Below are 12,472 nucleotides of genomic sequence, written 5' to 3' on the forward strand. Positions count from 1 at the left end.
GCGCCCCCCGCCGGGTTTGGGGCCCCCGGCCCGCGGCGGCGCGCGGTCCCTACACGGAGGAACGCGGACTCGTCACGGTCGCAGTGCGAACGGATCCCGCTCGTCGCTCCGCTTGTCGAGCCTGGCGTCGTAGGGCGCCAGACGCTTCGCCAGTGCCGGGTTCTGCTGGACGGCAGCCGGGGCGACCCCCGCCCAGTCCAGGATCCGCGCGGTCGCCTTGGCCCGGTCGGCCTCGGGCAGACCCGCGACGGAGGCGCCGTGGTTGCCTCCGGGCGCGGTGAAGACATAGGCGTCACGTGCCCCCTTGCCGGGGCGGAACCGCTCCGCGCCCCAGGGGTCGTTCTCTCCGTACACCCAGATCATGTGCTTCGCGTGATGCCGGACCCAGCGGTCGATGTCCCGCATCGCGTACCGGTCGAACGTCTTCATGGGGATCTCACGGGGGACATACACCCTCGGCGTGAAGTAGCCCGGGTAGCGCAGCAGATCGGCCAGCTGCGGCTGGCGCAGCGTGGGCGCGCCGAGCTGGGTGCCCGCCTGGAAGTAGTACGGAGCATAGGGTTCGAGGCCCTGATCGGTGTAGAAGCCGAAGCCGGATATCGAGTCCAGCGAGTCGAAGAGTTCCTGGTCGCTGGCGGTCGCTGCGGTCGGCAGGGAGGCGCAGTCGGCGAGCAGGCTGTACTGCCAGAAGGCCCAGGCGTAGTCGGAGACCAGGCTCTCGAAGGCCTTGTCGAGCGAACCGATGGTCTGGAAGGTGCCCTCGTTCTCCTTGGCCCAAGCGCGGTACTTGGCGGTGAGTGCCGCTCGGCGCTTGCCGAGGGCCTCGCGCTGGACGGCGGTGATCCGGTCGCGGCACTCCTTGGTACCGACCCTCTCGAAGAACCGGTCGTAGGCGGTGTCCGCGCGGTCGTTGACGTCGTTCGGGGCGACATAGGCGACCACGCCGTCCATGTCCCGCGGGTAGAAGCGTTCGTAGTAGGTGGCGGTCATCCCGCCCTTGGAGGCTCCGGTGGCGATCCATTTCCGGGTGTAGATCTGCTTCAGCGCGGCGAACACCCGGTGCTGGTCACTCGCCGCCTGCCAGATGTCGAGCTTGCTCCAGTCCGCGGGCTGAGGCCGGGAGGGAGTGAAGAATCGATACTCCATGTCGACCTGGTTGCCGTCGACGATCTGAGTGGGCTCGCGGCGGCGCGGGTTGGTGCCCACGTTGTAGCCGCTGGTGTAGAAGACGGTCGGACGGGCCGTGTCCTTGTGCAGCACGGTGATGCGCTGCTGGAACGTCCCCTTTGACGGGCGCCGGTGATCGACAGGCTGAGCGTAGTCGAGCACGAAGTAGCGGTGGCCGGCGTACGGCTTCTCCTCGATCAGGCGCATCCCCGGAATCGCGAGGATCCGGTCCTTGATGTCCTGGGTCCCTTCCGCCGGGCCCGGGCCCGGATCGGCGGCGGTGGCGGTACCGGTCGCCGCCCCGACGACACCTATGAGCATGACAAACGACAGCAGCCATCTCAGCGCTTTGCGCATGCGCGCGCCCTCCCCTGGTTCACAACGGTCGCCGCGAACCTAGCGACTGCAACACCCCTACCGCCAGACCCAGTTGGATCGCGAGGGCGAGAAGAACCGCGCAGCCGGGGAGTTCGGCGAGCGCGGAGTCTCAGAGGAGGATCCAGCCCGTCGTGGCGCCCGCCCCGGCGACGGCTCCCGAGGCGCGCACGGAGCGGTTGAGTGCGTACACCGTCACCGGCCCCGCCTGCCGGGTGAAGCGGCCCTTGTCCACGGCGGCGCGGCCGCCACGCGGCTGAAGGCTGACCGACATCGCCCGCCGCGCGCCGGGCCGCTTCGCGATCGTCACGGCGCACACATAGGCACGGTGTTTGTAGAGCCGCAGCTCCCCGGTCGCGAACTTCACGGTCTTGACGGGCCGACCCGAACACCCGGAGGCCGCCTTCACCTCCTGCACCCCGGGACCGGCCGCCAGCAGGGTCCCCGCGACCACGAGCGCCGTACCGGTGCGCACCAGCAACCTTCCGAACACTCTTGCTCCCATCCCGCGTCAAGCCGTACTGACGTACGACGTACGACGCAACGCCACCCCCGACGGTTGCGGCCCAGGAGGCGGGCAGACGGTCAGCTCGTCACACGGCCCGCCTCCGGTCACGCCATCTCAGGCCGGTGTGGGCTCCGCGGCGCCGATGAACGTCCGCCACAGCGCGGCGTAGCGCCCGTCAAGCGCCAGGAGCTCATCGTGCGTGCCGTCCTCCACCACCCGTCCACGAGCCATCACGACCACCCGGTCGGCTCGCGCGGCCGTGGTCAGCCGGTGGGCGACAACCAGGGTGGTTCGGCGTCCCGTGAGCCGGTCGGTGGCCTGATTGACCTGGGCCTCCGTCGCGAGGTCCAAGGCCGCCGTGGCCTCGTCCAGCAGCAGCACATCCGGGTCGACCAGCTCCGCGCGGGCCAGCGCGATCAACTGGCGCTGGCCCGCCGACAGATTGCGCCCGCGCTCGGCGACCTCGTGCAGATAGCCGCCGTCGAGCGTGGCGATCATGTCGTGCGCGCCCACGGCCCGCGCCGCAGCCTCCACCTCGGCGTCCGTCGCCTCCGGACGCCCGTAGGCGATGGCGTCGCGTACCGTCCCGGCGAAGAGGTACGCCTCCTGCGGGACGATGCCGATACGGTGCCGGTACGCCGTGAGGTCCAGCTCGCGTAGATCGGTGCCGTCGGCGGTGACGCGCCCGCTCGTCGGGTCGTAGAACCTGGCCACCAGCTTGACCAGCGTCGACTTGCCCGCTCCGGTCTCGCCGACGAACGCCACCGTCTGACCGGACGGGATCCGCAGGTCGATGCCGGTCAGCGCGCCCTCACCCGCCGTCTTTCCGCCGCCCTCGGCGCCCGGCCCGCCGGCCGCCGCCTCCGTGCCCGGCCCGCCGGCCGCCGCCTCAGTGCCGGCCGCAGCCTCGGCGTCGGACCCGGCCGACGCACCGTAGGCGAAGCTCACGCCCTCGAAGGCGATCTCACCGCGCAGGCCCCGCACGTCGAGCGGCCTGTCCGCCTGCTTCGTGGACGTCGGCTCGGCCAGCAGCTCCTGGATGCGCCCCAGGGACACGGTCGCCTGCTGGTAGCCGTCGAAGACCTGCGACAGCTGCTGCACCGGCGCGAAGAACAGATCGATGTACAGCAGATACGCCACCAGCGCACCCGTCGTAAGCGTGCCCGCCTCGATCCGCTCGGCCCCGACCACCAGCACCGCCGCGGCGGCTACCGAAGCCAGCAGCTGAACGAAGGGGAAGTACACGGAGATAAGCCACTGGCCGCGCACCCGCGCCGAACGGTAGCTGTCGCTGCGCTCCGCGAACCGCCGGTTCCCCGACTGCTCACGGCGGAACGCCTGCACGATGCGCAGTCCGCTGACCGACTCCTGGAGGTCGGCGTTGACGACGCTGATCCGCTCACGGGCCAGCTCGTACGCCTTCACCGACTGCCTGCGGAAGAACACCGTGCCGATGATCAGCACCGGCAGGGTCGCGAACACCACCAAGGCGAGCTGCACATCGATCACGACCAGTACGATCATGATCCCGAGGAAGGTGACCACGGAGACGAAGGCGGTGACCAGGCCCGTCTGGAGGAAGGTGGACAGCGCGTCCACGTCCGTCGTCATCCGGGTCATGATCCGACCGGTCAGCTCGCGCTCGTAGTAGTCGAGCCCGAGCCTCTGGAGCTGCGCGAAGATCTTCAGCCTGATCGCGTACAGGATGCGCTCGCCGGTTCGGCCGGTCATCCGGGTCTCCCCGACCTGCGCGACCCACTGCACGAGCACCGCGACGAGGCCGAGCGCGGAAGCCGCCCAGACCGCCGCCAATGCCGCCCGCTCGACCCCGTCGTCGATTCCGTGCCGGATCAGCACCGGCAGCAGCAGGCCCATGCCCGCGTCGGTCGCGACGAGCAGCAGACTGACCAGAAGCGGCAGCCGGAAGCCCCGCAGCAGCCTGCGCAGCCCGTACGAGCCGGACTCCTCGGGCAGCACCGCGCGTGCCTCGTCGACCCGGGGCGTGTCGTCGGCCGGCGGCAGCGCGGCGACCTGGGCCAGCAGCTCCGGCGTGGCGCCGGTGACCTCGTCCTGTTCGGCCTCTTCCTTGCGGACCCACAGCGGAGGGGTGATACCGCGCTCGGCGTCGAACTCGGCGTCCATCTCGGCCCGCAGCGTACGGTCCTCTGGGATCTCGACCTGACCGGTGTGCCCAGGGGACACTCCGCCCAGCTCGTCCGGGTCGGTGAGCAGCCGCCGGTACAGAGCGGACCGCTCCTGCAACTCGTCATGCGTACCGATGTCGGCGAGTCGGCCGCCGTCCAGCACGGCGATCCGGTCGGCGAGACCAAGAGTGGAACGCCGGTGGGCGATCAGCAGAGTGGTCCGGCCCGCCATCACACCGCGCAGTGCCTCATGGATCTCGTGCTCGACCCGTGCGTCCACGGCTGATGTCGCGTCGTCCAGCAGCAGCAGCCTGGGGTCGGCGAGGATCGCACGGGCCAGGGCGATGCGCTGGCGCTGGCCGCCGGAGAGGGTGAGTCCATGCTCGCCGACCTTGGTGCCGTATCCGTCGGGCAGCTCCGCGATGAAACGGTCCGCCTGGGCGGTACGGGCGGCCTCGGCGATCTCCTCGTCCGTGGCGCCGGGCTTGCCGTACGCGATGTTGGCGCGGACTGTGTCGGAGAAGAGGAAGCTGTCCTCGGGCACCAGGCCGATGGCCGCGCGCAGCGACTCAAGAGTCAGCTCGCGGACGTCATGGCCGCCGACGAGCACAGCGCCGCCGGTGACGTCGTAGAAGCGGGGCAGCAGCAGCGAGACCGTGGATTTGCCGCTTCCGGACGCACCCACCACGGCCACGGTCTCACCAGGCCTGATCTCCAGTGAGAACCCGTCGAGCACCGACCGGGCGGCGGCACCTCCGCTCTCGTGATCGGGCGCTTCGCCGTTCGAGTCCCCGGCCCGACCGCCGGAACCGGAACCGGACCCGGAACCGTAGGCAAAACTGACATTGTCGAACTCGACGGACGCCGGGGCGTCGGGCGGCAGCTCCTTGGTGCCGTCCTTGATGCTCGGCTGCGTGTCGATGAGCTCCAGGACCCGCTCCACACCGGCCCGTGCCTGCTGGCCTACGGTGAGCACCATCGCCAGCATCCGCACCGGGCCCACCAGCTGAGCGAGATAGGTCGAGAACGCGACGAACGTACCGAGCGTGATCTCTCCGCGGGTGGCCAGCCAGCCGCCGAGCGCCAGCATGGCCACCTGCCCGAACGAGGGCACGGCCTGCAGGGCGGGGGTGTAGCGGGAGTTCAGCCGGATGGTGCGCAGTCGGCCGGCGAAGAGCTTGCGTCCGGCCTCCTTGAGCTTCCCGGTCTCCTGCTCCTCCTGCCCGAATCCCTTGACGACGCGGACTCCGGCGACCGCCCCGTCGACGACGCCCGCGACGGTTCCGGCCTGCTGCTGGGCGTACCAGGTCGCGGGGTGCAGGCGGACACGGCTGCGCTTGGCGATGAACCAGAGGGCGGGGCCGACGGCGAGCGCCACGAGAGTGAGCGGCAGCGACAGCCAGACCATGATCACCAGGGAGATCACGAAGAGCAGGACGTTCCCGATGGTCATCGGAAGCATGAAGAGCAGACCCTGGATGAGCTGGAGGTCGCTGGTGGCCCTGCCCACCACCTGGCCGGTGGACAGCTCGTCCTGGCGCCGCCCGTCGAGCCGGCTGATCGTGCCGTACATCTCGGTACGCAGGTCGTGCTGGACATCGAGGGCGAGACGGCCGCCGTAGTAGCGGCGGATGTACGTGAAGACGTAGACGGCGACCGCGGAGGCGACGAGCAACCCGACCCAGACCGCCAGAGACCGGGTGTGGTCACTGATCACGTCGTCGATGACGACCTTGACGATCAGCGGCACCAGGGCCATCACCGCCATACCGCCGAGGGATGATCCGAGCGCGAGCAACACATCGCGCCGGTAGCGCCATGCGTAACCGGTCAGCCTTCGCGCCCACCCCTGTGTCTCCCCCGCCACTTACGCCTCCCGTTGCTCCTGTGAACCGGTGATCCGGTGATCCACTCATCCACGCGCGTCTGCCGGAAGGCTGCAACACGCACCGAGCCGGTTTTCATCCCGCCGGCGGGCTGAAAGCGCGGGTTGCGGCAAAGATCGGTCCCTGGCCCTAGGACCAGGGACGGTGCACGGACGAGCAACGACTACCGCCTGTAGACGCTGCGCAGGCGAGTGAGTGCGGGACAGTCGAGGTCGCGGGCCGCAGGCGAGTGAACCCGGCCCGGCGCCACCTTCAGAGGTGCGTCGGCGCGAACATTCTCAGCAGCGCCGGCAGCACCACCACCGAGGGCCCGGAGCGGGCCAGGGACTCGGCCAGGTCCTTGCGGAGCGCCTCGGGTGTGGTCCGCACCGCTGGCACCCCGAAGGACTCGGCGAGCGCCACGAAGTCCGGGCGAGTCAGTTCGGTGCCGGTCGTCTCGCCGAAGGCGTCGGTCATGTACTCGCGAAGGATGCCGTAGCCGCCGTCGTCCACGATCAGCCAGGTCACCGGCAGGTCGTACTGCTTCGCCGTCGCCAACTCCGCGATCGAGTACATCGCCCCACCGTCACCGGACACGGCGAGGACCGGTGTTCCGGGGTCCGCCGCGGCGGCGCCGAGGGCGGCGGGGAAGGCGTAGCCGAGGCCGCCCGAGCCCTGCGCGGAGTGCATGGTGTTCGGTCGGCGGGGGTCGAAGGCGGACCAGGCCCAGTAAGCCAGGATGGTCATGTCCCAGAAGCTCGGCGCGTCGTCCGGAAGCGCCTCGCGCACCGCTGCGAGCACCTCCTGTTCCAGGGCCAGTTCCTGGTCGGCGATACGCTCCGCGACCTTCGCCAGCACACCGGACACCCGCTCGGCGCCCGACGGGGCGCCATCGGCCCCGGATACGGCCATGGGGGCCGAAGCTACTCCCGGCTGCCGCGTCTCCAGCGTTTCCAGCAGCGCGGAGAGCGCGATGCGCGCGTCGGCGTGGATACCCAGCGCCGGATGGTTGGACTCCAGCTTGCCGAGGTCGGCCTCGATCTGGATCACCCGGCCACGCGGCGCGAAGGTGTGGTAGTTCGAGGACAGCTCGCCGAGTCCGGACCCGACGACCAGGAGGACGTCCGCGTCCTCCAGGAAATCGGTGGTGTGCCGGTCCTCCAGCCAGGAGCGCAGGGACAGCGGATGCTCCCACGGAAAGGCGCCCTTGCCGCCGAATGTGGTGACGACCGGGGCGTCCAGCCGCTCGGCGAGCGCCCGCAGCTTGCCGGAGGCGTCGGAACGTACGACACCCCCGCCCGCGATGATCGCCGGGCGTTCGGCAGCGCGCAGCAGATGCGCGGCCACGGCGGTCAGTTCGGGACGCGGGACGAGCTCGCGCGGGGTCGCGTCCACGGCAGTCACGACCGGAAGGTCCGTCTCGGCGAGCAACACGTCCTGCGGGATCTCCACCCAGACCGGCCCGTGCGGAGCACTCAGCGCGGACTCCCAGGCGGCGGCGATCGCGGACGGGATCTGCGAGGCGGTACGCACGGTGTGCACGGACTTCACGATCTCGCGGAACGACGCCTGCTGGTCGCGCAGCTCGTGCAGATAACCGTGCCGCCCGCCGCCGAGGCCGGCGCGCGGGACCTGGCTGGAGATCGCCAGCACCGGGGCAGAGGCCGCTGCCGCCTCCTGGAGCGCGGCGAGCGAGGTCAGCGCGCCGGGACCGGTCGACACCAGAAGCGGTGCCGCCTCGCCGGTGATCCGCCCGTAGGCGTCGGCGGCGAAGCCCGCGTTGTTCTCGACGCGAAGGCCGACGTACCTCAGCGGTGAGCGTCGCAGGGCGTCGAACATGCCGAGCGCGTGCTGTCCCGGCAGCCCGAACACCGTCGTGGCCCCGAGCCCTTTCAGGGTCTCGATGACCAGGTCCCCGCCCCTGCGCCCGACCGGCGGGTTGAGCGCGGCCTCGGTCTGCGCCGCGCTCGGCCGCAGTACCAGATCGTGGTCATGGGTCATGGGTGTCCGGTGTCCCTTCGTGCTGCCCGCCGCCGGGTGCGGCGTGCTCCTCGCTGCGGCTGTCGCTCCGGCTCCGACCCCCGCTCCCCGAGCCGGGCCGGGCCGGAACCGAGGTCGGCGCCGGCGGCAGAGGGCACGCTACTTCGCGTGCTGTCCGGCGCCGCCGTCGGCACGGCTCGCCGCGATCTGACGGGCCATGATCGTAGTCAGCTCGTACGCCGTGTGGGATGCGGCGACCGAGGTGATCTCGGCGTGGTCGTAGGCCGGGGCGACCTCGACGACATCGGCCGAGACGAGGTTGCAGGAGGCCAGGCCGCGCAGGATCTCCAGCAGCTCGCGGGAGGTCATACCGCCCGCCTCCGGGGTGCCGGTGCCCGGTGCGTGAGCCGGGTCGAGGCAGTCGATGTCGATGGAGATGTAGAGCGGACGGTCGCCGATGCGCTGGCGGAGCTGGTCGGCCACCTCGTCGGCGCCTCGCCGGTAGACATCGGACGAGGTGACGATGCCGAAGCCCATCTTCTCGTCGTCGGTCAGGTCCTGCTTCCCGTAGAGCGGGCCGCGGATACCGACGTGGGAGAGCGCCTCGGTGTCGAGGATGCCCTCCTCGACGGCACGGCGGAACGGGGTGCCGTGGGTGTACTCGGCACCGAAGTAGGTGTCCCAGGTGTCCAGGTGGGCGTCGAAGTGGAGCAGGGCGACCGGGCCGTGCTTCTTGGCGACCGAGCGCAGCAGCGGCAGCGCGATGGTGTGGTCGCCGCCGAGCGTCATCATGCGGGCGCCGGTGCCGAGCAGGTCGTCGGCCGCCGCCTCGATGGTCTCGACCGCCTCGTTGATGTTGAACGGGTTGGCGGCGATGTCACCCGCGTCGGCGACCTGGGCGAGCGCGAACGGCGAGGCGTCCTGCGCGGGGTTGTAGGGGCGCAGCAGCCGGGAGGCCTCACGGATGGCGTTGCCGCCGAAGCGTGCGCCCGGACGGTACGAGACCCCGGCGTCGAAGGGCACGCCGACCACGGCGACGTCGGTGCGGCCGACCTCGTCCAGCCGGGGCAGCCGGGCGAACGTCGCGAGTCCGGCGTACCGCGGAGTGCGGGACGAGTCGATGGGGCCGCGCGGCGTCTCGTTGCTGCTCATGACCATGCCTTCTTCCTACGGCTGCGATGGGATGGGACCGGACCGACCTGGATGGGGGGTCCGGTCGCGATGGCTCGACTGCGGTGGCTCTGATGGTCTGCCCATACCGCGGGCGGCTTGTGCCTGGGGATGTGCACCCGTGCCGACGGTGACCACGCCTCTCGACGATAAGTGGCCAAAAGGCGGCCATGAAGTATACGTTTCCTCCATTCCGAAAGACCTGTTTGGATGGAACGTCCACCATGCCGGACCCCATCGCTCGCCCGTCGCCCCCAGCGGCCCCGCCCGCCCTGCCCGCGCCGCCCATCCCCCTGTCCGCGCTGCTGGCACGCGAGGATCTGGGTCTGCGGTTGATCGCAGGCCCTGATGACACCGCCATCCAGTGGGTGCACACCTCGGAAATGGCCGATCCGTACCCCTACCTGCTGGGCGGTGAACTGCTGCTGACCGCCGGAGTCCTGCTGGCGGACCCGGAGAGGTACGTCTCCCGCGTCGCCGAGGCAGGGGGCGCGGCGATCGGCTTCGGAGTGGCGCCGGTGCACGAGACCGTGCCCGAGGCTCTCGTACGGGCTTGCGAGCAGCATGGACTGCCGCTGGTGGAGGTGCCGCCGCAGACGCCGTTCACGGCGATCGCGCGTGCCGTGTGGCGATTGATGGCCCAGGTCAGATTGCGGGAGGTACGCCGGGTCAGCGAGGCGCAGCAGGGCCTCGCCGCCGCCGCCGCGCGGCCCGACCCGATCCCCGCGGTACTTCGGCAGCTCGCCGCCCGGCTGGGCGGCTGGGCGGTGCTGATGTCATCGGACGGCTCCGCCTTGCAGTCCGCCGGGCGGGCGCCGGCGCGGGAGGCGCGTGCGGCCCTGGGCCGGCTGGTGCGCGTGGTGAGTCCGGCCACGGCGGACACCGAGCCGGCGGAGCCCGACAGCCACGGGGACTCGGTCCCGGCCCGGCGCACTCCCTCCTCCGCCACCGACACGGCCGCCGGGCACCATCTGGCCGCGTACGCGCTCGGCGGCGCGGAGGGGCTGGCCCTCGGAATCGCCACCGAGGCCCGCGAGCCGGGCGGGCACACGGTGGCGGGGATGGCCGTCGTCCTCCTGTCGCTGCTGACCGCACCGCATCAGGGAGCGGACCCGGCCGCACACTCCGCCGCGCTGGTGCGGCTGCTGCTGGGGGCGACACCCGCCGAAGTGGCTCCCTCGCTGGCGCCGGGCCGCTGGATGGTGGTGCACGCCTCCCGGCAGGGGCCGGCGCCTGACCGGATCGCGGCAACCGCGCTCGGCACGGCACTGGGCAGCGCCCTCGTGGACATGATCGCCGCACCGTCGTTTGACGCTGAATCGACTGGATCAACCGAATCGACGGACTCGGCGGCAACGGGCGCGACCGTACGGATCCTGCTCCCCGAGAAACCCCGGGAGCAGGGGCAGCACCGGGAGCACCGGATCGAGCCCCAGTCCGGTTGGACGCTTGGAGTGAGCGCCCCTGTCGAGGCCGGCGAGCTGAGCGCGGCCGACACCGCCGCCGCGCGTGCGCTGCGACGAGCTGAGGCGACCCGTGAACCGCTGGCCCGGCAGCGCGACACGGGGTTGGCCGCGCTGGTGTCACCCGGCGAGGCCGGCGCGCACGCACGAACCCTCCTCACGCCCATCGCGGACTCCCCCGCGTTGACCGAGACGCTGCGGGTCTGGCTCTCCCTGCACGGCAGCTGGGACCGCACTGCGGTCGCCCTGGGGGTGCACCGCAACACCGTGCGCCAGCGGATCGCCCGCTGCGGCTCGCTGCTCGGGGTCGACGTGGACGACGCGGACGTACGGATGGAGCTCTGGTTCGCCCTCAGGTGGCTGTGACCGGGCGCGGCTGTGATCTGGACAACCGGCTATGGACAGTCACGGTGACCGACCGGTAACTTCTGTCTGAGCAAGCGCTTAGACAAGGCTTGTACAAGCCAACCAGGCCGGCCGAGGCGACCAAGCCGGCCGGGCCAGCCCGTCACCGCAGAGGAGGCGTCCGTGCGCCGGACCGTATTCAACGAGGACCACGAAGCGTTCCGGGAGACCATCCGCGCCTTCATCGAGGCCGAGGTCGTCCCTGTCTACGACGAGTGGTTCGCGGCCGGCCAGGCGCCGCGCGAGTTCTACCACAAGCTCGGTGAGCTGGGCGTGTTCGGTATCAACGTGCCCGAGGAGTTCGGCGGCGCGGGCCTGGACACCCACAAGTTCGAGGCCGTGATCTACGAGGAGACCTCCCGCGCGGGTGTCCACTTCGGCGGCTCCGGCGTGCATGTGCTGCTCGCCCTCCCCTACATCAAGATGCTCGCCGACGACGAGCAGAAGAAGCGCTTCCTGCCGAAGTTCGTCACCGGCGAGGAGATGTGGGCGCTGGCGATGACCGAGCCGGGCACCGGCTCCGACGTCGCGGGCATGAAGACCACCGCCAAGCTCTCCGAGGACGGCACCCACTACGTCCTCAACGGCGCCAAGACCTTCATCACCGGTGGTGTGCACGCCGAGCGTGTGATCGTCTGCGCCCGCACCTCCGCCCCGACCGCCGAGGACCGCCGCTTCGGTATCTCCCTCTTCGCGGTGGACACCAAGTCCGAGGGCTACTCCATCGGCCGCAAGCTGGACAAGCTGGGCCTGCGCACCTCCGACACCGCGGAGCTGGCCTTCGTCGACGTCAAGGTCCCAGTCGAGGACCTGCTCGGCGAGGAGAACAAGGGCTTCTACTACCTCGGCCAGAACCTGACCTCCGAGCGCTTCGGTATCGCCTTCGGCGCCTATGCCCAGGCCAAGGCCGCCATCCGGTTCGCCAAGCAGTACGTGCAGGACCGCACGGTCTTCGGCAAGACGGTCGCCTCGTTCCAGAACACCAAGTTCGAGCTGGCCGCCTGCCAGGCCGAGGTGGACGCCGCCGAGGCCGTCGCCGACCGCGCCCTCGAGGCCCTGGACGCGGGCGAGCTGACCCCGGCCGAGGCCGCGTCGGCCAAGCTGTTCTGCACCGAGGTCGCGCACCGGGTCATCGACCGCTGCCTCCAGCTGCACGGCGGCTACGGCTACATGAACGAGTACCCGATAGCCCGTCTGTACGCCGACAACCGCGTCAACCGCATCTACGGCGGCACCAGCGAGGTCATGAAGTCGATCATCGCCAAGAACATGGGACTCTGACCCTGTGAGCGAAGCCCTTGACGGGCTGGGGGGGAGTGTGGCACCCCGCCCCAGAAAGACGCGCACAATAACAGGGGGGGGGGGGGGGGGGGTGAGGGGGTCGGCTCGGCCGTC

General features: G+C 70.7%; 7 protein-coding genes. 2 read left to right on the plus strand and 5 right to left on the minus strand.

Annotated features, from left to right (window positions below; translation table 11 throughout):
* Positions 1-72: 72 nt before the first annotated feature.
* The 5 genes from ACFWI9_RS29005 to speB all read right to left on the minus strand — a co-directional run bounded on the left by ACFWI9_RS29005 (position 73) and on the right by speB (position 9,191).
* Positions 73-1,524 carry a S28 family serine protease gene (locus tag ACFWI9_RS29005; RefSeq protein WP_387166572.1) on the minus strand — a complete coding sequence of 484 codons (1,452 nt, stop codon included), beginning with the start codon at positions 1,522-1,524 and terminating at the stop codon, positions 73-75.
* A gap of 130 nt (positions 1,525-1,654) precedes the next feature.
* Positions 1,655-2,047 carry a hypothetical protein gene (locus ACFWI9_RS29010; RefSeq protein WP_387166575.1) on the minus strand — a complete coding sequence of 131 codons (393 nt, stop codon included), beginning with the start codon at positions 2,045-2,047 and terminating at the stop codon, positions 1,655-1,657.
* A 117-nt stretch (positions 2,048-2,164) separates the two neighbouring features.
* Complete coding sequence (locus tag ACFWI9_RS29015; RefSeq protein WP_387166577.1) at positions 2,165-6,061, minus strand: ABC transporter ATP-binding protein; 3,897 nt, start codon at positions 6,059-6,061, stop codon at positions 2,165-2,167.
* A gap of 271 nt (positions 6,062-6,332) precedes the next feature.
* Positions 6,333-8,060 (minus strand): thiamine pyrophosphate-binding protein, encoded by a 1,728-nt coding sequence (locus ACFWI9_RS29020; RefSeq protein ID WP_387166580.1) that lies wholly within the window; start codon positions 8,058-8,060, stop codon positions 6,333-6,335.
* A 138-nt stretch (positions 8,061-8,198) separates the two neighbouring features.
* A complete protein-coding gene (gene speB, locus ACFWI9_RS29025) occupies positions 8,199-9,191 on the minus strand; it encodes an agmatinase (RefSeq protein WP_387166583.1) in 993 nt (330 codons plus the stop codon).
* Between the two features lie 242 nt (positions 9,192-9,433).
* Here speB and ACFWI9_RS29030 point away from each other — a divergent pair, with 242 nt between their 5' ends.
* Complete coding sequence (locus ACFWI9_RS29030; RefSeq protein ID WP_387166586.1) at positions 9,434-11,038, plus strand: PucR family transcriptional regulator; 1,605 nt, start codon at positions 9,434-9,436, stop codon at positions 11,036-11,038.
* A gap of 162 nt (positions 11,039-11,200) precedes the next feature.
* Complete coding sequence (locus ACFWI9_RS29035; protein WP_387166589.1) at positions 11,201-12,358, plus strand: acyl-CoA dehydrogenase family protein; 1,158 nt, start codon at positions 11,201-11,203, stop codon at positions 12,356-12,358.
* Positions 12,359-12,472: the final 114 nt, after the last annotated feature.

This window comes from Streptomyces sp. NPDC127084 (assembly GCF_042724175.1).
Classification (GTDB): Bacteria; Actinomycetota; Actinomycetes; order Streptomycetales; family Streptomycetaceae; genus Streptomyces.